Origin of the sequence: Pseudomonas sp. B6(2017) (assembly GCF_002112765.1) — a bacterium.
GTDB lineage: Bacteria > Pseudomonadota > Gammaproteobacteria > Pseudomonadales > Pseudomonadaceae > Aquipseudomonas > Aquipseudomonas piscis.
The window spans coordinates 234,169-255,446 of sequence record NZ_NEIQ01000003.1 but is presented as its reverse complement, the minus strand read 5'-3'; the positions used below and the strand labels follow the sequence as shown (position 1 = coordinate 255,446).

At 64.4% G+C, this 21,278-nt stretch carries 14 protein-coding genes; 9 read left to right on the top strand and 5 right to left on the bottom strand.

Features of this window, described 5'->3' with window-relative positions; translation table 11 throughout:
• Positions 1-86 precede the first annotated feature (86 nt).
• Entirely contained in the window at positions 87-1,358 is a 1,272-nt protein-coding gene (locus tag CAG11_RS06725) for an O-acetylhomoserine aminocarboxypropyltransferase/cysteine synthase family protein (RefSeq protein WP_053132415.1), read from the bottom strand.
• A 256-nt stretch (positions 1,359-1,614) separates the two neighbouring features.
• Here CAG11_RS06725 and CAG11_RS06720 point away from each other — a divergent pair, with 256 nt between their 5' ends.
• Positions 1,615-2,460 carry a 23S rRNA (adenine(2030)-N(6))-methyltransferase RlmJ gene (locus CAG11_RS06720; protein WP_085595577.1) on the top strand — a complete coding sequence of 282 codons (846 nt, stop codon included), beginning with the start codon at positions 1,615-1,617 and terminating at the stop codon, positions 2,458-2,460.
• Positions 2,461-2,526: 66 nt separating this feature from the next.
• On the opposite strand, the gene msrA is transcribed toward CAG11_RS06720, so the two are convergent.
• The 4 genes from msrA to aceE form a co-directional block, all read right to left on the bottom strand.
• Complete coding sequence (msrA, locus tag CAG11_RS06715; RefSeq protein WP_022640794.1) at positions 2,527-3,174, bottom strand: peptide-methionine (S)-S-oxide reductase MsrA; 648 nt, start codon at positions 3,172-3,174, stop codon at positions 2,527-2,529.
• Positions 3,175-3,243: 69 nt separating this feature from the next.
• Positions 3,244-5,937 carry a GGDEF and EAL domain-containing protein gene (locus CAG11_RS06710; protein ID WP_085595575.1) on the bottom strand — a complete coding sequence of 898 codons (2,694 nt, stop codon included), beginning with the start codon at positions 5,935-5,937 and terminating at the stop codon, positions 3,244-3,246.
• Positions 5,938-6,251: 314 nt separating this feature from the next.
• A complete protein-coding gene (aceF, locus tag CAG11_RS06705; RefSeq protein ID WP_085595573.1) occupies positions 6,252-8,204 on the bottom strand; it encodes a dihydrolipoyllysine-residue acetyltransferase in 1,953 nt (650 codons plus the stop codon).
• A gap of 11 nt (positions 8,205-8,215) precedes the next feature.
• Entirely contained in the window at positions 8,216-10,861 is a 2,646-nt protein-coding gene (gene aceE / locus CAG11_RS06700) for a pyruvate dehydrogenase (acetyl-transferring), homodimeric type (protein WP_085595571.1), read from the bottom strand.
• Between the two features lie 380 nt (positions 10,862-11,241).
• Here aceE and glnE point away from each other — a divergent pair, with 380 nt between their 5' ends.
• The 8 genes from glnE (at position 11,242) to CAG11_RS06660 (ending at position 21,276) form a co-directional block, all read left to right on the top strand.
• Entirely contained in the window at positions 11,242-14,181 is a 2,940-nt protein-coding gene (gene glnE, locus CAG11_RS06695) for a bifunctional [glutamate--ammonia ligase]-adenylyl-L-tyrosine phosphorylase/[glutamate--ammonia-ligase] adenylyltransferase (RefSeq protein ID WP_085595569.1), read from the top strand.
• A 133-nt stretch (positions 14,182-14,314) separates the two neighbouring features.
• A complete protein-coding gene (gene waaF / locus CAG11_RS06690) occupies positions 14,315-15,349 on the top strand; it encodes a lipopolysaccharide heptosyltransferase II (RefSeq protein WP_022641018.1) in 1,035 nt (344 codons plus the stop codon).
• A 1-nt stretch (position 15,350) separates the two neighbouring features.
• Positions 15,351-16,412 carry a lipopolysaccharide heptosyltransferase I gene (waaC, locus tag CAG11_RS06685; protein WP_022641019.1) on the top strand — a complete coding sequence of 354 codons (1,062 nt, stop codon included), beginning with the start codon at positions 15,351-15,353 and terminating at the stop codon, positions 16,410-16,412.
• A complete protein-coding gene (locus CAG11_RS06680; protein WP_022641020.1) occupies positions 16,412-17,536 on the top strand; it encodes a glycosyltransferase family 4 protein in 1,125 nt (374 codons plus the stop codon). Before waaC ends, CAG11_RS06680 begins: the two co-directional genes overlap by 1 nt.
• The gene (gene rfaP / locus CAG11_RS06675; RefSeq protein ID WP_085595567.1) at positions 17,533-18,339 is read left to right on the top strand and encodes a lipopolysaccharide core heptose(I) kinase RfaP; all 807 of its coding nucleotides are present in this window, start codon (positions 17,533-17,535) and stop codon (positions 18,337-18,339) included. Before CAG11_RS06680 ends, rfaP begins: the two co-directional genes overlap by 4 nt.
• Positions 18,339-19,073 (top strand): lipopolysaccharide kinase InaA family protein, encoded by a 735-nt coding sequence (locus tag CAG11_RS06670; protein ID WP_085595565.1) that lies wholly within the window; start codon positions 18,339-18,341, stop codon positions 19,071-19,073. The genes rfaP and CAG11_RS06670 overlap by 1 nt, the downstream gene beginning before the upstream one ends.
• On the top strand, positions 19,070-19,822 hold the full coding sequence (locus tag CAG11_RS06665) for a lipopolysaccharide kinase InaA family protein (RefSeq protein WP_085595563.1): 753 nt from the start codon (positions 19,070-19,072) through the stop codon (positions 19,820-19,822). Before CAG11_RS06670 ends, CAG11_RS06665 begins: the two co-directional genes overlap by 4 nt.
• Positions 19,822-21,276, top strand: a complete 1,455-nt coding sequence (locus tag CAG11_RS06660) for a lipopolysaccharide kinase InaA family protein (RefSeq protein ID WP_085595561.1) — start codon at positions 19,822-19,824, stop codon at positions 21,274-21,276. Before CAG11_RS06665 ends, CAG11_RS06660 begins: the two co-directional genes overlap by 1 nt.
• Positions 21,277-21,278: the final 2 nt, after the last annotated feature.

Here is a 21,278-nt window from a genome sequence, read left to right as displayed (position 1 = left end):
TCCTGGGTGGGTGTGGCGAGGGCAGCTTAGTGGCGGGGCGCGGGAGGAACAAGGGGCCCCGCCGGTGCGGGCGGGGCCGGTTTGGATCAGGCTTGGCGCAGGGCCTGGTCCAGGTCTTCGAGCAGGTCCTCGATGGCTTCGATACCCACCGAGAGGCGGATCATTTCCGGCTTGACCCCGGCCTTGGCCTGTTCCTGTTCGTTCATCTGCCGGTGGGTGGTGGAGGCCGGGTGGCAGGCCAGGGACTTGGCGTCGCCGATGTTCACCAGGCGCTTGAAGATCTGCAGCGCATCGTAGAAGCGCACGCCCGCCTCGTAGCCGCCCTTGAGGCCGAAGGAGAGGATCGCCGACGGCTTGCCCTGCATGTACTTGCGCGCCAGTTCGTGGTGCGGATGATCCTCCAGGCCCGCATAGCTGACCCAGGCCACCAGCGGGTGGGCCTTGAGGAACTGCGCCACCTTGAGGGCGTTGTCGGTGTGGCGCTCCATGCGCAGGGCCAGGGTCTCCAGGCCTTGCAGCAACAGGAAGGCATTCATGGGCGCCAGGGCCGCGCCGGTGTTGCGCAGCGGCACGGTGCGGGCGCGAGCGACGAAGGCGGCGGGGCCGAACTTCTCGGTATAGACCACGCCGTGGTAGGCCGGCTCGGGGGTATTGAGGCTGGCGAACTTCTGCGGGTGCTCGGTCCAGGGGAAGTTGCCGCTGTCGACGATCACTCCGCCAAGGGCGTTGCCATGGCCGCCGACGTACTTGGTCACCGAATGCACGACGATGTCGGCGCCGAATTGGATCGGCTTGCACAGGATCGGCGTGGCCACGGTGTTGTCCACCATCAGCGGTACGCCACGGGCATGGGCGACCTGGGCCAGGCCTTCGATATCGACGATGTTGCCCGCCGGGTTGCCGATGCTCTCGCAGTACACCGCCTTGGTGTTGTCGTCGATCAGTTCGGCGATGGCCTCGGGGGAGTCGTCGCGGGCGAAGCGCACTTCGACGCCGAAGCTGGGCAGCAGGTGGGCGAACAGGGTGTAGGTGCCACCGTACAGTTGCGGGGTGGAAACGATGTTGTCGCCGGCCTGGGTCAGGGTCTGTATGGCGTAGTGGATCGCGGCGCTACCGGCCGATACCGCCAGCGCCGCGACTCCGCCTTCCAGGGCGGCGATGCGCTGTTCCAGCACATCGTTGGTGGGGTTCATGATCCGGGTATAGATGTTGCCCGGCACATCGAGATTGAACAGGTCGGCACCGTGCTGGGCGTTGTCGAACTCGAAGGCGACGTTCTGGTAGATGGGCACGGCCACGGCCTTGGTGGCGGGGTCCGACTTGAATCCATGGTGCAGCGCAATCGTTGCGTCTTTCATAAATTCTCAACTCAGTAGCAGTCCATTAATGAGCACAGCCAGGCAGGGTCGTGCCCGTACAGCAGTCAGTGGTCCCTTGTGTCTGAGTCGCCAGCAACCGCTTGGTGTACCTGCCCCTTGGCCACGGGCAGGCGCGTCAGTGTCCATCAGGCGTGGCGGATGGGCAAGCTGGCGCGCCGTGCTGGGCAAATGCGATGGCCTGTCCTGACGCGGTCCATGGCACAGGGTAAACTTGCGCTCCTGCGCAGGAGCAACCATGAACTATCGTCACGCCTTCCATGCCGGCAATCACGCCGACGTCTTCAAACACCTGACCCTGACCCGCCTCATCGCCCTGATGTCGCGCAAGGAACAGCCGTTCGCCTATATCGACAGCCATGCCGGCATCGGCTTGTACGACCTCAAGGGCGACCAGGCGACACGCACCGGCGAGTACCTGGAAGGTATCGCCCGGCTGTGGGGCGCGGACGACCTGCCAGAGCTGACCGCCGACTACATGCGCGTGCTGCGCCGGCTGAACCCGGATGGCGAGCTGCGCTACTACCCCGGTTCCCCGGAGCTGGCCCGGCGCCTGATGCGCAACCAGGACCGGGCGCTGCTCAACGAGAAGCATCCCGAGGATGGCCTGCTGCTCAAGGACAACATGAAGGGCGATCGGCGGGTGGCGGTACACCTGGGCGAGGGTTGGCATGTGGCCCGGGCGCTGCTGCCGGTGGCGGAGAAGCGGGCGGTGATGTTGATCGACCCGCCGTTCGAGAAGCTCGACGAGATGCAGCGTTGCGCCGCGTCGATGAAGGAGGCCATCGGTCGCATGCGCCAGACCGTGGCGGCCATCTGGTATCCGGTCAAGGACCAGCGCGCCCTGCGCCGTTTCTACCAGGACCTGGCCGGCACTGGTGCGCCGAAGCTGCTGCGGGTGGAATTGCTGGTGCATCCGCTGGATACGCCCAACAGCCTCAACGGTTCGGGCCTGGCCATCGCCAACCCGCCGTGGGGCCTGGAGGAGGAATTGCGCGAGCTGCTGCCCTGGCTGTCGCAAAAGCTCGGCCAGACCCAGGGCGGCTGGCAGATGGACTGGCTGATCGCCGAAGAGCAGCGGTAAGTTGCAAGCTGCAAGCAAGCTGCAGCGCTACCACTTGCAGCTTGAGGCTTGCAGCTTGCAGCTGCTTTAGATCGGGCAGGTCACCCCGGTGCCGCCGATGCCGCAGTAGCCTTCCGGATTCTTCGCCAGATACTGCTGGTGATAAGCCTCGGCGAAGTAGACGGTCGGCGCCTCTTCGATCTCGGTGGTGATGGTGCCCAGGCCTGCCTTGGTCAGCTCGGCCTGGAACACCTCCTTGCTGTGCAGCGCCTGCTGCAGCTGGGTCGGGTTGGTGGTGTAGATCACCGAGCGGTACTGGGTGCCGATATCGTTGCCCTGGCGCATGCCCTGGGTCGGGTTGTGCAGTTCCCAGAACATCGCCAGCAGTTGCTGGTAGCTGACCTTCTCCGGCTCGTACACCACCAGTACCACTTCGGTATGGCCGGTCAGGCCCGAGCAGACTTCCTCGTAGGTCGGGTTCGGGGTAAAGCCGCCGGCATAACCCACGCAGGTGCTGAACACCCCCTCGCGCTGCCAGAAGCGCCGTTCCGCGCCCCAGAAGCAACCCAGGCCGAAAATGGCGAAGTCCACGTTGCCCGGGAACGGGCCCAGCAGCGGATTGCCGTTGACGAAATGCTCCTCCGGGACGGTCATTGGAGTTTCACGGCCAGGCAGAGCTTGTTCTTTGGTTGGAAGCACGTTTTTGTTCACCAGAATTTCCGAGCGCAAGACCATGTAGCAGTCCTCCAGTCAGTTGGATTGTCGTTATTCAGACCTGCAGTTTGCCCGAGTGTCGCGACGCTGTCAGGCGATTGGTCCGCGCGGATAGCGCTTGAGCCTGGCGATCAATTCGGTGCCGGGAATCGGCCGGTCGAACAGGTAGCCCTGGCCGACGTCGCAGCGATGGCGGCGCAGGAAGGCCAGCTGCTCGGCGGTTTCGATACCTTCGGCGACCACCTTGATCTTCAGGTTGTGGGCCATGGCGATCACCGCCGAGGTGATCTCCATGTCGTCCTGGTTGTCCGGGATGTCGTGGATGAAGCTGCGATCGATCTTGATGATATCGATGGGGAATTTCTTCAGGTAGCTCAGGGACGAATAACCGGTGCCGAAGTCGTCCATGGCCAGGGTCAGGCCGAGCTTTTTCAGCTGTTCGAGTTGCTGGTGGGTGTCGTCGGTGGCTTCCAGCAGCAGGCCCTCGGTCAGCTCCAGCTCCAGCAGCGACGGCGGCAGTTGCTCTTCCTTGAGGATGCCGGCGATGGAGGCCACCAGGTCCGGGTCGGAGAACTGCTTGGGCGACAGGTTGATGGCCACGTGCAGGTTGCCCATGCCGGCGGCGGTCAGTTGCTTGCTCATGCGGCAGGCCTGGCGGGCGATCCACTTGCCGATGGGAATGATCAGCCCGGTCTCCTCCGCCACGCTGATGAACTGATCCGGGCGGATCATGCCCTTCTCCGGGTGGTTCCAGCGCAGCAGCGCCTCCATGCCCAGCAGCCGGCCGCTGCGCAGGCACAGCTTGGGCTGGTAGAACACGTCCAGTTCGTTCTGGGTCAGGGCCCGGCGCAGGTTGTTCTCGACGAACAGCTTGTAGCTGGCCTCGGCGTTCAGGGCCTCGGTGAATACCTGCACCTGGTGCTTGCCGTTGGCCTTGGCCTTGTGCAGCGCCAGGCCAGCGTTGCGCATCAAGGTCTGTGGGTCGCGGCCGTGCAGCGGCGCGCTGGCCAGGCCCACGGAGCCGGTGACGCTGATCAACTGGTTGTCGACGAACATCGGCTTGTCCAGGGTCATCAGCAACTGGCTGGCGATCTGCTGGCCGGCTTCCAGGTCGGTGTTGTCCAGCAGCACGGCGAACTCGTTGCTGGCGAAGCGCGCCAGGCTGCCGCTGGGGCTCAGGCTATTGCGCAGGCGCCGGGCCAGGCTGATCAGCAGCTTGTCGCCGGTCTGGTGGCCGAGGCTGTCGTTGATCCGCTTGAAGTTGTCGATGTCCACCAGCAGCAGGCTGATCGGGGTATCGCTATCCCGGGCGAAGCGTTCGTCCAGGTTGCGGATGAATGCAGGGCGGTTGCCCAGGTTGGTCAGGTTGTCGGTGTAGGCCAGGCGCTCGATGCGTTGCTGGGCCAGCTTGGTCTGGGTGATGTCTTCGTAGATGCCGATGTAGTGGGTCAGCTCGCGGTTGTCGCCATAGACCTTGGAAATCGACAGCTGGCCCCAGTAGGGCTCGAGGTTCTTGCGCCGGCTCTTGAACTCGCCCTGCCAGCTATTGCTCTTGGCCAGGCTGGAAGGGGCGTCGAACAGCAGTTCGCTGAGGTTCTCCAGGGCCGGTAATTCCGACAGGCGGTGACCGTGGACTTCCTCGGTGCTGTATTGGGTGATCGCCGTGAAGCTGGGGTTGACGTATTCCACCACGCCGTCGCAGTTGACCAGCAGGAAGGCGTTGGCGCTTTGTTCCACGGCCCGCTGGAACAGGTGCAGGGCGCTGGTGGCGGCCCGGCGATTGTGGTTGTTGATGACCTGGGCGAACTGGTCGGCCAGCTCGCCGGCGAAGGCGATCTCGTCCGACTGCCAGGCGCGGGTGGTGCCGGTCTGTTCCAGGCACAGCACCCCGACCACCTGGCCGTCGATGCGGATGCTGGCATCGAGCATGGCGTTCACGTCCCGGGGGCGCAGGCTCTCGGCCATTTCCCGGGTACGTGGGTCGCGCATGGCGTTCTGGGCATCGATGGCGCGGCAGCTGTGCAGGGCTTCCATGTAGTCCGGGAAGCTGCTGGCGTCGATGGCGTCGGGCAGGTGGTACTCCTGGGTGGCGCGATGGTAGGCCGCGATCGGCTCCAGGCGCTGGCCTTCCAGGTCCCAGATGCTGGCGCAGTCGATCTGGTAGATGTCGCAGGCACTGCGGGTGATCAGCTCGGCGGCTTCCTTCAGGGAGTTGCCGCTGCTGTAGCGCTGGCGGGTCAGCAGCAGGATCAGGTCCTGCTGGGCCCGTACCCGCTCCAGGTGTTGCAGCTGTTCCTGCTGGGCCCGCTGGTTGAGTTCCAGGGCGATCTGCAGGCGGCTGTTCTGGGTTTCAAGGTCCAGGGTCGGTGTCGTTGGGCTATTGCCGAACAGGCCTTCGACCACCAGCAGGTAGCCACGCAGCAGGTGTCGGTTGTGCTGTTTGTAGGCTTCGCCCAGTTCCAGGATGCTCAGGGGGCCTTGGGCGGTGTGCAGGGTATAGCGGATCAGGTAATGGGAAGCACTGGCCAGTTGCTGCTGGATGTTGTCATGCAGTTGATAGCGCGCTTCAGGCTCCATCAGGCTGGCGTAGGGCGAGCCGACCAGGGCGCAGAGCTCCACGGCGGGCAGGCCGAACTGGCGTTCGCAGTTGGGATCGAGAAACAGTAGCGCCCAGCTCGCTTCATTCAGCCGTTCGAAACGCAACATGCCGAGCCGCGAAGGCACAGGCAACTGCGTCACTACCTCGGCCACCATACGGCTGGCGGCATCGGGTTGGCTTTTCATGGGGAAACTCGCTTCGAAATTGCTGATCGCGCCGGGCTCACGCCCTCTTTACTGTTGCCTGCGGCAAGGTTGCATCATGGCGCATCGACTGACAAGAGAGATGAAGGCCAAGTGCTATAAACCTTTATATCGGCAGGTAAGGGGATTTCTGCAAAGTTACTTTGCGCCACTTGCATGGCTCGTTCCACAGCGGGATCCAGGTTGTTTTTCCGGAAAAAAAAGCCCCGCCAGATTGACGGGGTTGAGGTACGAGCGTGGCGCTCGAAAAAGGCTGCGATGCCAGCCCTCCCATGACAGGAGGGCTGGCTCGCGAGTTACAGCAGGATGGTGCGGATGTCCGCCAGCAGGTCGCTCAGGCGCTTGGTGAAGCGCGCGGCGGCTGCGCCGTTGATCACACGGTGATCGTAGGACAGCGACAGCGGCAGCATCAGCTTCGGCTGGAAGGCCTTGCCGTCCCAGACCGGCTGGATGGTGGCCTTGGAAACACCGAGGATCGCCACTTCTGGCGCGTTGACGATCGGCGTGAAGCCGGTGCCGCCAATGTGGCCGAGGCTGGAGATGGTGAAGCAAGCGCCTTGCATCTCGTCCGCGGAGAGTTTCTTGGTCCGGGCCTTTTCCGCCAGGGAAGCAGCTTCGGCCGCCAGTTGCAGCAGGCTCTTCTGGTCGACGTTCTTGATCACCGGTACCAGCAGGCCATCCGGGGTGTCCACGGCGAAGCCGATGTGCACGTACTTCTTGCGGATGATCGCCTTGCCGCTCGGAGCCAGGGAACTGTTGAAGTCCGGCAGTTCCTTGAGCAGGTGGGCGCAGGACTTGAGCAGCAGCGGCAGGACGGTCAGCTTGACGCCGGCTTTCTCGGCCACGGCCTTCTGGGCAACGCGGAAGGCCTCCAACTCGGTGATGTCGGCGGAGTCGAACTGGGTCACGTGCGGCACGTTCAGCCAGCTGCGGTGCAGGTTGGAAGCGCCGACCTGCATCAGGCGGGTCATGGCCACTTCTTCGACTTCACCGAACTTGCTGAAGTCCACGGCCGGGATCGGCGGGATGCCTGCGCCGCCGGTCGCGCCAGCGGCTGGCGCTTCCTTGGCCTTCTGCATCATGGCCTTGACGTAGACCTGCACGTCTTCCTTGAGGATCCGGCCATGGGGGCCACTGGCGCTCACGGCGTTCAGTTCGACGCCGAACTCGCGGGCCAGCTGGCGCACGGCCGGGCCGGCGTGCACCTTGGCACCTGGCTTGGCAGTCGCAGCTGCTGCGGCGACTGGTGCTGGAGCGGCTGGTGCGGCTTCGGCCTTGGCTGGCGCAGGAGCGGCAGCCGGGGCAGGTGCGGCAGAGGCCGGAGCGGCTGCTGGAGCCGCGCCCTTTACCTTGAGCTTGAGGATCAGGTCGCCGGTACCGACTTCGTCGTCCAGCTTGATCAATACGCTTTCCACGATGCCGGCGGCTGGCGATGGGATTTCCATGCTGGCCTTGTCGGATTCGAGGGTGATCAGCGACTGGTCGGCTTCGACGCTGTCGCCGGCCTTGACCATGACTTCGATGATCTTGGCCTTGCCGGCCGAGCCGATGTCCGGAACGTGGATATCCTGCACGCTGTCGGCCGCTGCTGGCGCAGGAGCGGCAGCCGGGGCAGGGGCTGCAGCGGGCGCGGCCGCAGGGGCCTGGACTGGAGCGGCGGCAGGGGCCGCGGCACCGGCCACTTCCAGGTCCAGGATCAGGTCGCCGGTACCGACTTCATCGTTGAGCTTGACGCTGATGGCCTTGACCACGCCGGCGGCTGGCGATGGGATCTCCATGCTGGCCTTGTCGGATTCGAGGGTGATCAGCGACTGGTCGGCCTCGACACTGTCGCCGACCTTGACCTGGAGCTCGATGATCTGGGCCTTGCCCGAGGAGCCGATGTCCGGCACGTGCACCTGCTGTACCGAAGTACCGGCAGGGGCGGCGCTCGGCGCAGCGGCAGGCGCTGCCGGGGCCGGCGCGGCCTCGGCTTTCGGCGCTTGGGCGGCAGGCGCAGGGGCCGCAGCGGCGGCGCCCTCGACTTCCAGTTCCAGCAGTTCGTCGCCTTCTTTCAGGCGGTCGCCCAGCTTCACTTTCACGCTCTTGACCACGCCGGCGCTCGGGGCAGGGATTTCCATGCTCGCCTTGTCCGACTCCAGGGTCAGGATGCTCTGGTCGGCTTCGATGCGATCGCCGACTTTCACCATCAGTTCGATTACTTCACCTTCACCGCTGCCGATGTCAGGTACGCGAATGAGTTCGCTCACAGAAAGTCTCCTCAGCAGTCCAGTGGGTTGCGTTTTTCCGGGTCGATACCGAACTTGGCGATGGCCTCGGCCACGACCTTGGGTTCGATGTCGCCACGGTCAGCCAGGGCTTCCAGGGCTGCCAGCACCACGAAGTGACGGTCGACTTCGAAGAAGTGACGCAGTTTCTTGCGGCTGTCGCTGCGGCCGAAACCGTCGGTGCCCAGGACCTTGAATTCCTTGGATGGGACCCACTGGCGGATTTGTTCGGCGAACAGCTTCATGTAGTCGGTGGAGGCGATGACCGGCCCCTTGCGGCCGTTCAGGCACTCTTCGACGTAGCTCTGCTGTGGCTTCTGGCCCGGGTGCAGGCGGTTGCTGCGTTCCACGGCCAGGCCGTTGCGGCGCAGTTCGTTGAAGCTGGTCACGCTCCAGACGTCGGCGGCGACGTTGAATTCGTCACGCAGGATCTTCGCCGCTTCGCGGACTTCGCGCAGGATGGTGCCGGAGCCCATCAGCTGTACGTGGTGCGCGGCCTCGCGGGTGTCTTCCTCGAGCAGGTACATGCCCTTGATGATGCCTTCCTCGACACCTTCGGGCATGGCTGGCTGCTGGTACGACTCGTTCATCACGGTGATGTAGTAGAAGACGTCCTGCTGCTCTTCGGTCATCTTCTTCATGCCGTCCTGGATGATCACCGCCAGCTCGTAGCCGTAGGTCGGATCGTAGGTGCGGCAGTTCGGGATGGTGCCGGCCAGCATGTGGCTATGGCCGTCTTCGTGCTGCAGGCCTTCACCGTTGAGGGTGGTACGGCCGGCGGTGCCGCCGATCAGGAACCCACGGGTACGGCTGTCGCCAGCGGCCCAGGCCAGGTCGCCGATCCGCTGGAAACCGAACATCGAGTAGAAGATGTAGAACGGCAGCATCGGCTGGTTGTGGCTGGAATACGAAGTGCCGGCAGCGATGAAGGAGCTCATGGCGCCCGCTTCGTTGATGCCTTCCTCGAGGATCTGGCCCTTCTTGTCTTCCTTGTAGAACATCACCTGGTCTTTATCGACTGGCTCGTAGAGCTGGCCGACCGAGGAGTAGATGCCCAACTGGCGGAACATGCCTTCCATACCGAAGGTACGGGCTTCGTCCGGGATGATCGGCACGATGCGCGGGCCGATTTCCTTGTCCTTGACCAGCTGCGCCAGGATGCGCACGAAGGCCATGGTGGTGGAGATTTCACGGTCGCCGGAACCATCGAGGATCGCCTTGAGGGTATCCAGTGGTGGCGTCGGCACGCTGAAGCTCATGGCGCGGCGCTGCGGCACGAAGCCACCCAGCGCGGTGCGGCGCTCGCTCAGGTAGCGGGCTTCGGCGCTGCCGGTTTCCGGCTTGAAGAACGGCAGGTGTTCCAGGTCTTCGTCCTTGACCGGGATGTCGAAGCGGTCGCGGAACAGCTTCAGGCTCTCGACGTCGACCTTCTTGGTGTTGTGCGCGGTGTTCTTCGCTTCGCCGGCGCCGGTGCCATAACCCTTGATGGTCTTGGCCAGGATGACGGTCGGCTGCTCTTTATGGTTGACCGCCTGGTGGTAGGCCGCATAGACCTTGTACGGGTCGTGGCCACCGCGGTTGAGTTTCCAGATCTCGTCGTCGGACAGATCGGCAACCATCGCCTTGAGTTCAGGGGTGTTGAAGAAGTGCTCACGGACGAACGCGCCGTCCTTGGCCTTGTAGTTCTGGTACTCGCCGTCGATGACTTCGTCCATGCGGCGTTGCAGGATGCCGTCGACGTCCTTGGCCAGCAGTGGATCCCAGAAACGGCCCCAGATGACCTTGGTGACATTCCACTGGGCACCACGGAACACGCCTTCGAGTTCCTGGATGATCTTGCCGTTGCCGCGAACCGGGCCGTCGAGGCGCTGCAGGTTGCAGTTGATGACGAAGATCAGATTGTCCAGCTTCTCGCGGCCGGCCAGGGAGATGGCGCCCAGGGCTTCCGGCTCGTCGCACTCGCCGTCGCCCAGGAAGCACCAGACCTTCTGCTTGCCGGCAGGGATGAAGCCACGGGCTTCCAGGTACTTCATGAAGCGAGCCTGGTAGATCGCCTGGATCGGGCCCAGGCCCATGGAAACGGTCGGGAACTGCCAGAAGTCAGGCATCAGCCATGGGTGTGGATAGGACGACAGGCCCTTGCCATCCACTTCCTGGCGGAAGTTGTTCATCTGTTCTTCGCTGATGCGGCCTTCCATGAAGGCGCGAGCGTAGACGCCAGGGGAGGTGTGGCCCTGGAAGTAGATCAGGTCGCCGCCGTGCTCGTCGGTCGGGGCCTGGAAGAAGTAGTTGAAGCCGATGTCGTACAGGGTGGCGCTGGAGGCGAAGCTGGAGATGTGACCGCCCAGGTCGGAATCCCTCAGGTTCGTGCGCATCACCATGGCCATCGCGTTCCAGCGCACCAGCGAGCGAATGCGGCGTTCCATGAACAGGTCGCCAGGCATGCGTGCTTCGTGGGTGACGGGGATAGTGTTGCGATAGGGAGTGGTGATGGCGTAGGGCAGTTGCGAGCCGCTGCGGGTCGCGAGTTCACCCATGCGGGTCATCAGGTAGTGAGCACGGTCTTCGCCTTCTTTGTCGAGAACCGATTCCAGGGCGTCCAGCCATTCCTGGGTTTCGACGGGATCGAGGTCTTGCATGGCTTGCTCCAGGGCGGAAAGGCTTCCAGAATCGGTTGCCTGAGTTTGCGACTGGCCTTGTGGGCAGACGTTATGAATTCTTGGATTGCCGGAGGTTGCTCCAGCGATGTGTAGTTTTACTACAAATCATCGGCCGTTTCAGCCTTTCGAATGTATAGACGAGTAGTAAAACTACAGAAGAATGGCTCGTGGCCTCCTGCTGTGTTGTGAGAATAATCGTTACTCTTGGTCAATGAATGACGCGAATAGATGGTGGGTTGATGCTGGCTGCTAAAAAAAATCTATTTTCAGCTATTTCTAACTTTTGTTCGACACTCCGTCGCTGCTTGTCCTCTACCTCTCCCTCAGCCTGCACGTTCCACGCCCATCAAGGATAGCCCATGAGCCTGCCCCCGCTTGCCCAAGTCCCCGCGATTCTCCTGCCACTGGTCAGCCGTGCGGAGCAATCATTTCGCAATGCGGTGGCAGCCCTGGAAAATGACTCCGCAGTGGCGCACTGGAGCACCGAGCGCTGGGGTGAATTCGCCCGGGTTTGTGCCGCCAGCGACTTCGTCATCGATCAGAGCCTGCGTGATCCTTCGATGCTGCTGGAGCTGGTCCGTTCCGGCGAGCTGGATCGCGGGTTCGCCCCGGGCGAGCTATGTGCGCAGATCGCCGCGGCGGTGCAGGCGGCCGAGACCGAAGATCAACTGGGGCGAGTGCTGCGTCGCCAGCGCACCCGGCAGCAGGTGCGTATCATCTGGCGCGACCTGACCCGCCAGGCGGACCTGGTGCAGACCTGCCGCGATCTTTCCGACCTGGCCGATGCCTGCATCGACCAGGCCTACCAATGGTTGTACCTGCGCCATTGCCAACAGTTCGGCGTGCCCACCGGCCACCGCAGCGGCGAGCCGCAGCAGATGGTCATCCTGGGCATGGGCAAGCTGGGGGCCGTGGAGCTCAACCTGTCGTCGGACATCGACCTGATCTTCGCCTACCCCGAAGGCGGCGAGACCGTCGGGGCCAAGCGGGGGCTGGACAACCAGGAGTTCTTCATCCGCCTGGGGCAGCGCCTGATCAAGGCCCTGGACCCGATGACCGTCGACGGCTTCGTGTTTCGCGTCGATATGCGCCTGCGTCCCTATGGCTCCTCGGGGGCCCTGGTTCTGAGCTTCAATGCCCTGGAGCAGTACTACCAGGACCAGGGGCGCGACTGGGAGCGCTACGCGATGATCAAGGCACGGGTGGTGGCCGGCGACCAGGCATCCGGCGCCCAATTGCTGGAATTGCTGCGGCCCTTCGTCTATCGCCGTTACCTGGACTTCTCCGCCATCGAGGCGCTGCGCACCATGAAGCAGCTGATCCAGCAGGAAGTGCGGCGCAAGGGCATGGCCGACAACATCAAGCTGGGCTCGGGCGGTATCCGTGAAGTGGAGTTCATCGCCCAGGCCTTCCAGCTGATCCATGGCGGTCGCGACCTGAGCTTGCAGCAGCGTCCTCTATTAAAGGTACTGGGAACCCTGGAAGGACAGGGCTACCTGCCGCCGGCGGTGGTCAGCGAGTTGCGCGAGGGTTATGAATTCCTGCGCTACACCGAGCATGCGATCCAGGCCATCGCCGACCGCCAGACCCAGATGCTGCCGGACAATCCCCAGGATCAGGCGCGGATCGCCTTCATGCTGGGGTTCGCCGACTGGGAGGCCTTCCATGAACGGCTGATGCATTGGCGGGCCCGGGTGGAATGGCACTTCCGCCAGGTGATCGCCGATCCCGATGAGGACGAGGGGGCCCAGAGCGAGGTCGTCGTGGGTGGCGAGTGGTTGCCGTTGTGGGAAGAAGCCCAGGATGAAGAGGCAGCTTGCCGCCAGTTGCAGGAAGGTGGTTTCGTCGATGCGCCCAAGGCCTTGCGGGCCCTGGCCAGCCTGCGCAGCAGTCCGCAGTTGCGGGCCATGCAGCGCCTGGGGCGCGAGCGGCTGGATGCCTTCATTCCGCGCCTGCTGGCCCAGGCGGTGGAGCATGCCAGCCCGGACCTGGTGCTGGAGCGGGTGCTGCCCCTGGTGGAAGCGGTGGCTCGGCGTTCTGCCTACCTGGTACTGCTCACCGAGAACCCCGGGGCGTTGCGCCGCCTGCTGACCTTGTGCGCGGCCAGCCCATGGATTGCCGAGCAGATCACTCGCTTCCCGCTGTTGCTGGATGAGTTGCTCAACGAAGGTCGACTGTTCAAGCCGCCCCTGGCGCCGGAGCTGGCGGCCGAGTTGCGTGAGCGCCTGACGCGGATTCCCGAGGACGACCTGGAACAGCAGATGGAGGCCTTGCGCCATTTCAAGCTGGCCCATCGCCTGCGAGTGGCAGCGTCGGAGATCGCCGGCAGCCTGCCCTTGATGAAGGTCAGCGACTACCTGACCTGGTTGGCCGAGGCGATCCTCGAGCAGGTGCTGGCCCTGGCCTGGCGCCAGACCGTGGCCCGCCATGGTGCACCGCTGCGCACCGACGGCACCCTGTGCGATCCGGGGTTCATCATCGTCGGCTATGGCAAGGTCGGCGGTATCGAGCTGGGCCACGGGTCCGACCTGGACCTGGTGTTCATCCATGATGGTGACCCCCAGGCCGAGACCGATGGGCCCAAGCCCATCGATGGCGCGCAATTCTTCACCCGGCTCGGCCAGCGCATCATCCACCTGCTGACCACCCAGACCAACTCTGGCCAGCTCTATGAGGTGGACATGCGCCTGCGGCCATCCGGCGCTTCGGGCCTGCTGGTCAGTTCCCTGGGGGCCTTCGGCCGCTACCAGGAGAACGAGGCCTGGACCTGGGAGCACCAGGCGCTGGTGCGGGCCCGGGTGCTGGTGGGCAGCCAGGATGTCGGCCAGGCTTTCGAAAAGGTCCGGGCCGCGGTGTTGGGCAAGCATCGCGACCTGGCCAAGCTGCGCCAGGAGGTCAGCGAAATGCGCGCCAAGATGCGCGACAACCTGGGTAGTCGCCTGACCGCCGCCGGTACGGCCGCCAATGCCTTCGAAGCCACGGTGCCCTTCGACCTCAAGCAGGACGCCGGAGGTATCGTCGATATCGAATTTATGGTGCAATACGCGGCCCTGGCGTGGTCCGAAGAGCACCCGTCATTGCTGCGCTATACCGATAACATCCGCATCCTGGAAGGCCTGGAAGAAGTCGGGCTGATGTCGGCGAGCGATGCCAGCCTGCTGCGCGAGGTCTACAAGGCCTACCGTTCCGCCGCTCATCGACAGGCGTTGCAGAATGAGGCCGGGATCATCACCGGTGATCAATTCGTGACCGAGCGGCGGGAAGTGTTGCGGATTTGGCGCGAGCTGGGGCTAAGCTAGGCGGCCTGACAGGGGCCGTCATGTACTCGGCGGGCCTTGCGGCTCGCCAAAACTGAACCGGCGGCTGAGGCCGCGGTGCTGGATTCTCGAGGCGGGGAGGCGTATGCCTCCCCGGCTTGTTTATGGAAACCACATGAATATTCTGATCGTTGGGCCCAGTTGGGTCGGTGACATGGTGATGGCGCAGACACTCTTCGAGTGCCTGAAGCAGCGCCATCCTCAATGCGAGATCGACGTGCTGGCCCCCGAATGGAGCCGGCCGATCCTCGAGCGCATGCCCCAGGTGCGCCGGGCCCTGAGTTTCCCCCTGGGCCACGGGGCCCTGGAACTGGCGACCCGGCGCGGCATCGGCAAGTCCCTGGCCGGCCAGTACGATCAGGCCATCCTGCTGCCCAATTCGCTGAAGTCGGCACTGGTGCCCTTCTTCGCCGGCATTCCCAAGCGCACCGGCTGGCGTGGCGAGTTCCGCTACGGCCTGCTCAACGATGTGCGCAAGCTCGATAAAGAGCGTTATCCGTTGATGATCGAGCGCTTCATGGCCCTGGCCTACGAGCCTGGCGCCGACTTGCCTGCGCCCTATCCGCGGCCCAGCCTGCAGATCGATCCGCAGAGCCGTGACGCGGCCCTGGCCAAGTTCGGCCTGGCCCTGGACCGTCCGGTCCTGGCGCTGTGTCCGGGAGCTGAGTTCGGCGAGGCCAAGCGCTGGCCGTCGGAACACTATGCCCAGGTGGCTGAGGCCAGGATCCGTGACGGCTGGCAGGTCTGGCTGTTCGGCTCGAAGAACGATCACGCCGTGGGCGAGGAAATCCGCAGCCGGCTGATTCCCGGCTTGCGCGAGGAGTCGGTCAACCTCAGTGGCGAGACCTCCCTGGCCGAGGCCATCGACCTGCTGTCCTGTGCCGATTCCGTGGTGTCCAACGACTCCGGGCTGATGCACGTGGCCGCTGCGCTGAACCGCCCGCTGGTGGCGGTGTACGGCTCCACCTCGCCGGGTTTCACCCCGCCGTTGGCCGATCAGGTCGAAGTGGTGCGCCTGGGTATCGAATGCAGTCCGTGCTTTGACCGCACCTGCCGCTTCGGCCATTACAACTGCCTGCGCCAGCTGATGCCGCAGTCGGTGAACGAGGCCCTGCAGCGGTTGCAGGGCACTGCGGTCGAGGTTCGATAAGTTGCGGGTACTGTTGATCAAGACCTCTTCCCTGGGTGACGTGATTCACGCCTTGCCGGCCGTCACCGATGCCGCGCGGGCGATCCCGGGGATCAAGTTCGACTGGGTGGTGGAAGAGGGTTTCGCCGAAATTCCCACCTGGCACCCGGCTGTGGGCAAGGTGATCCCGGTGGCGATCCGCCGCTGGCGCAAGAATATCTGGCAGACCATCAAGAGCGGCGAGTGGCGGCGCTTCAAGCAGAGCGTGCGCTCGACCAAGTACGACCTGGTGATCGATGCCCAGGGTCTGCTCAAGAGCGCCTGGCTGACCCGCTACGTGCGTGCGCCAGTGGCCGGGTTGGACAAGGACTCGGCCCGCGAACCGCTGGCTTCGCGCTTCTATTCCCGGCGCCTGGCGGTGGCCCGTGGACAGCATGCCGTGGAGCGGGTGCGCCAGCTGTTCGCCTTGGCCCTGGGTTATGACCTGCCCCAGGGGATGGGCGACTACGGCCTGGATGCCGAAAAGCTGGTGGAACTGCCACGCAAGAATCCTTTCGTGCTGTTCCTGCATGGCACCACCTGGGACACCAAGCATTGGCCCGAGGCTTACTGGCGCGAGCTGGCCGAGCGCATGGGCATGCTCGGGGTCGAGGTCAAGTTGCCCTGGGGCAATGCCGCCGAGAAGGCCCGGGCCGAGCGTATCGCCAGCGGCCTGAAGAACGCCACGGTACTGCCCAAGCTGAATCTGGCCGGCGTGGCCCGGGTGCTGGTCGACGCCCAGGCCTGCGTCGCCGTGGATACCGGGCTGGGGCACCTTGCCGCCGCCCTGGATGTGCCCACCATCTCGCTGTTCGGCCCGACCAATCCGGGGCTGACCGGTGCCTATGGCCGGGTGCAGATCCACCTGGGGAGCAACTTCCCCTGCGCCCCGTGCCTGCAGAAGCAGTGCACCTACCAGCCGACTGCCGTGGACCGGCAGCGGTTCGATCTCAAGCGCGAGTGGCCCCTGTGCTTTACCCGCCTCAACCCCGAGCGTGTCGCCAGCCGGCTGAGCGCCTTGTTACTGGCTGAGGAGCCACGCTGATGCAATTGGCTTTTGTCCTTTATAAGTATTTTCCCTTTGGCGGCCTGCAGCGCGATTTCATGCGCATTGCCCTGGAGTGCCAGCGGCGCGGCCACCAGATTCGCGTCTACACCCTGATCTGGGAAGGTGACGTACCCCCTGGCTTCGAAGTGCTGGTGGCGCCGGTCAAGGCGCTGTTCAACCATCATCGCAACGAAAAACTCAGTGCCTGGATGGCGGCCGACCTGGCCAGGCGTCCGGTGGACCGGCTGGTGGGCTTCAACAAGATGCCCGGGCTGGATGTCTACTACGCGGCCGATGGCTGCTTCGAGGACAAGGCGCAGAACCTGCGGCACTCCCTGTACCGGCGCTGGGGTCGCTACCGGCATTTCGCCGAGTATGAGCGGGCGGTGTTCGCCAAGGATGCCAAGACCGAGATCCTGATGATCTCCGAAGTCCAGCAGCCGCTGTTCATCAAGCATTACGACACCCCGCTGTCGCGTTTCCACCTGCTGCCACCCGGGATTGCCCAGGACCGTCGGGCACCGGCCAACGCGGCCGAGATCCGTGCCGGGTTTCGCCGCGAGTTCGACCTCAAGGACGACGACCTGCTGCTGGTGCAGATCGGTTCCGGGTTCAAGACCAAGGGCGTGGATCGCAGCCTCAAGGCCCTGGCGGCCTTGCCTGCGGCGCTGAAGAAACGCACACGGCTATTTGTAATCGGCCAGGACGACCCCAAGGTATTCCAGGTGCAGAGCGCCGCCCTGGGGTTGAGTGACCAGGTGCAGTTCATGAAAGGGCGCAGCGATATCCCGCGTTTCCTGTTGGGCGCCGACCTGCTGATCCACCCGGCCTACAACGAAAATACCGGGACCGTGCTGCTGGAGGCCCTGGTAGCCGGCCTGCCGGTGCTGGTCAGCGCGGTTTGTGGTTATGCCCACTACATCGCCGAGGCCGAAAGCGGCCTGGTGCTGGATGAACCGCTGGAGCAGGCACAGCTCAACCAATACCTCACCACCATGTTGACCGACGATGCTGCACGCGCGACCTGGAGCCGAAACGGCCTGGCGTTCGCCGAGACGGCCGACCTCTACAGCATGCCGCAGCACGCTGCGGATGTGATTCTGGCGGAGCAAGACCGATGAAGTTGATGCTTGCCGAGCCCTTCAAGAGCCTCTGGGCTGGACGCGATGCGTTCACCGCCGTCGAGGAGCTCAAGGGCCAGGTCTATCGCGAGCTGGAGGCGCGCCGTACCTTGCGTACGGAAGTCGCCGGCCGTGGGTATTTCGTGAAGATCCACCGGGGGATCGGCTGGGGCGAGATCGCCAAGAACCTGGTGACCGCCAAGCTGCCGGTGCTGGGCGCCGGTCAGGAATGGCTGGCCCTGGAGCGCCTGCACCAGGCCGGCGTGCCCACCATGACCGCCGTGGCCTATGGCGAGCGCGGTGCCAACCCGGCGAACCAGCATTCGTTCATCGTCACCGAGGAGCTGGCGCCGACCATCAGCCTCGAGGACTTCAGTATCGATTGGGTCAAGCAACCGCCGGCGCCTGCGCTCAAGCGGGCGCTGATCGCCGAGGTGGCGCGCATGACCGGCACCATGCATCGCGCCGGGGTCAACCATCGCGACTGCTACATCTGCCACTTCCTGCTGCACACCGACCGGCCGATCACTCCGGGGACATTGAAGTTGTCGCTGATCGACCTGCACCGGGCCCAGACCCGCGCGAAGATCACCCAGCGCTGGCGTAACAAGGACCTGGCGGCCCTGTACTTCTCGGCCCTGGATATCGGCCTGACGCGCCGCGACAAGCTGCGCTTCCTCACGGGTTACTTCCAGCAACCGCTGCGGCGGATCCTCGCCGAGGAAGCGCCGCTGCTGGCCTGGCTCGGGGGCAAGGCCGAAAAACTCTACGCACGCAAGCAAAGGTACGGAGATGCGCTCTGATGGCTAGCTGGAACCTGGACCCTGCCTACCAGGCATTGGCACAAGATTTCGGCAGCCTGGAGGCGGTGTTCACCCTCGAGGGCGAACATCTGACCCGCGACCCGCTGTCCGATGTCGTGCGTGTCCAGCGTGATGGGGTCAACTATTACGTCAAGCGCTATACCGGTGCCGGCAAGAACCTGCGGCGCTACCTGGGCAAGCCCCGGGTCAAGTTCGAATGGCAGAACCTCAAGCGTTTCGCCAAGTGGGGCATTCCAACTGCCGAAGTGGTGGCATGGGGCCTGGAGCGACGCTGCCTGGCCTATTCCAGGGGCGCGATGATCACCCGCGAGCTGCCGCGCACCGAAGACTTGTCGGTGCTGGCCGAGCGCAACGATCCCAAGCTCAAGGACCGGCGCTGGGTCGACGGGATCAGCCGCCAGCTGGCCGCCTATACCCGGATCATGCATGACCATCGCTTCACCCATAACGATTTGAAATGGCGCAACCTGCTGGTCGATGACCAGGACCGCCTGTACCTGATCGACTGTCCGAACGGCGATTTCTGGCGTGGGTTCTGGCTCAAGTACCGGATCACCAAGGACCTGGCCTGCCTGGACAAGGTGGCCAAGTACCATCTTTCCGCCACCCAGCGCTTGCGCTTCTACCTGCAGTATCGCCAGCGCGATCGCTTGAGTGCCTCCGACAAGGAGCGCATTCGCCACGTGGTGAGATTTTTCGAGGGACGTGAATGACTGATTTCCTGGCGTCCGAGGAGCGTGCGCTGCTGGAGCGCAACGGCCTTGGCACTTTCGACCAGCTGTGGGCCAGGCAACTGGATGCGGTGGACGAACCCAATACCGGCCGTGGCGGCCATAGCAGCGTCTATCGCCTGGACGTGGAGGGGCGTGGGTTCTACCTCAAGCGGCAAACCAACTACCTGACCCGGACCCTGCGCCATCCGTTCGGCGAGCCGAGCTTCTCCCGCGAGTTTCGCAATATCCGGCGCTACCAGGAGCTGGGTATCCCGGCCTTGCAGGCGGTGTTCTTCGGCATGCGCAAGGTCGCCGGCGAGACCCGGGCGATCCTCATGACCCGGGCCCTGGATGGTTGGGACGACCTGGATGCACTGCTGGCGCAATGGGCGCAGATGCCCGAGTCCCAGCGCCAGGCCGTGCTCGAGGCCTGTGGTCAACTGGCCCGGCAGCTGCACGGCCTGCGCCAGGTACATGGCTGCTTCTACCCCAAGCATATTTTCCTGCGCCCGGAAGGCGCGGGTTACCAGGCGCAACTGATCGACCTGGAGAAAACCCGGCCATTGCTGTTCGGTCAGCGCGATCGGGTCAAGGACCTCGAGCCCTTGTTGCGCCGCGCTTCGGTGTGGAGTGTCGAGGATGTGCGCTGCCTGTTGGCGGCCTACCTCGACCAGCCCCTGGACAGCTCCCTGCTGGACGCCTGGGTCGCCCGGCTCAGTGCCCGCAGCAGCCACAAGGAATCTCGCTGATGCGTTTGTCCGAGCTGAAGCACGCAGGGCGCAATCCGGTCCTGCCCCTGAGCCTGGAGTTGGCGGACGCCGCCGGTGCGGCGCAGTTGCAGTTGTTGAGCCTGCTGCGCGTGCTGCCGGGGCAGCGTTATGTCGGTGCCGGCGTCTGGCGTGGGCGCACGGTGCTGGCCAAGCTGCTGGTCGGTTCCAAGGCGGCACGGCATTTCCAGCGGGAGTTGCAAGGTGTGCGCCTGCTGGCGGAGCAGGGGCTGACCACGCCATTGCTGCTGGCCGATGGCTTGCAGGAAGGCGAGGGCGGCTGGCTGCTCTTCGAGTTCCTGGAGGGTGCCCAGGGCCTGGGCGACGCCTGGAGCCAGGTGCAGGCCTTGCCAATGCTGGCCGATGAGCAGGTCGAGGTGCTGGCCGAGGCGCTGGGGGCGATTGCCCGGTTGCATGCCAAGGGCCTGTGGCAGGAAGACCTGCATCTGGACAACCTGTTGCGCCACGATGGCCAGTTGCACTTGATCGATGGTGCGGGCATCTGCGTCGAAGATGCGGGCAAGCCCCTGTCGCGGCAGAAAGTCCTGGAGAATCTCGGGGTGTTCTTCGCCCAGTTGCCCAAGAACCTTGAGCCCTTCACCGAGGAATTGCTGGTGCATTACCTGCTGGCCAATGCCGAGCATGCGCTGCCCCTGGAGGCATTGCAGAAGCAGGTGGACAAGGTGCGAGGCTGGCGCCTGCGGGATTTCCTGAGCAAGGTCGGCCGCGAGTGCACGCTGTTCAGCGTACATCGCGGCCCCTTCGCCCTGAGGGCGATCCGGCGCGAGGAAGAGGCGGCGATGCTGCCGGTGCTGGAACAGGCCGACGCCCTGCTGGACCAGGGGCATCTGTACAAGACCGGTGGCGCGGCCAGTGTCGGGCGGATCGAGTCCGCGGGGCGCACCCTGGTGCTCAAGCGCTACAACATCAAGGGTTTCGCCCACTGGCTCAAGCGTTTCTGGCGTCCCAGCCGAGCCTGGCACTCATGGCGCGAAGGCAATCGCCTGGCCTTCCTCGGCATCGCCACGCCCAAGCCCCTGGCCGTGCTGGAGCGGCGCTTCCTCTGGCTGCGCCGGCGGGCCTACCTGGTGACCGAGTACCTGCCGGGGCCGGACATCATCGAGCGCTTCGCGCCGTTCGTCGACAGTGGCGGGGCGCCTGAGCCGGAGCTGCGGGCCCTGGACCTGCTCTTCGCCAGTTTGCTCAGGGAGCGCATCAGCCATGGCGATCTGAAGGGCCATAACCTGTTCTGGCAGGAGGATCGCTGGTCCCTGATCGACCTGGATTCCATGCGCCAGCATTCCAGCGTGGGGAGTTTCGCTGCGGCTTATGCCCGTGATCGCGCACGTTTCATGCGCAACTGGCCTGAAAGCAGCAAGTTGTATCAAATGATTGATCAGCGCTTGCCCAAGGCTCCCGACGCGTCTGCGGCCTGACC

Coding starts and splice junctions, on each gene's coding strand:
- CAG11_RS06725 (WP_053132415.1), bottom strand. CDS start 1,358: ATGAAAGACGCAACGATTGCGCTGCACCATGGATTCAAGTCGGACCCC.
- CAG11_RS06720 (WP_085595577.1), top strand. CDS start 1,615: ATGAACTATCGTCACGCCTTCCATGCCGGCAATCACGCCGACGTCTTC.
- msrA (WP_022640794.1), bottom strand. CDS start 3,174: ATGGTCTTGCGCTCGGAAATTCTGGTGAACAAAAACGTGCTTCCAACC.
- CAG11_RS06710 (WP_085595575.1), bottom strand. CDS start 5,937: ATGAAAAGCCAACCCGATGCCGCCAGCCGTATGGTGGCCGAGGTAGTG.
- aceE (WP_085595571.1), bottom strand. CDS start 10,861: ATGCAAGACCTCGATCCCGTCGAAACCCAGGAATGGCTGGACGCCCTG.
- glnE (WP_085595569.1), top strand. CDS start 11,242: ATGAGCCTGCCCCCGCTTGCCCAAGTCCCCGCGATTCTCCTGCCACTG.
- waaF (WP_022641018.1), top strand. CDS start 14,315: ATGAATATTCTGATCGTTGGGCCCAGTTGGGTCGGTGACATGGTGATG.
- CAG11_RS06680 (WP_022641020.1), top strand. CDS start 16,412: ATGCAATTGGCTTTTGTCCTTTATAAGTATTTTCCCTTTGGCGGCCTG.
- rfaP (WP_085595567.1), top strand. CDS start 17,533: ATGAAGTTGATGCTTGCCGAGCCCTTCAAGAGCCTCTGGGCTGGACGC.
- CAG11_RS06670 (WP_085595565.1), top strand. CDS start 18,339: ATGGCTAGCTGGAACCTGGACCCTGCCTACCAGGCATTGGCACAAGAT.
- CAG11_RS06665 (WP_085595563.1), top strand. CDS start 19,070: ATGACTGATTTCCTGGCGTCCGAGGAGCGTGCGCTGCTGGAGCGCAAC.
- CAG11_RS06660 (WP_085595561.1), top strand. CDS start 19,822: ATGCGTTTGTCCGAGCTGAAGCACGCAGGGCGCAATCCGGTCCTGCCC.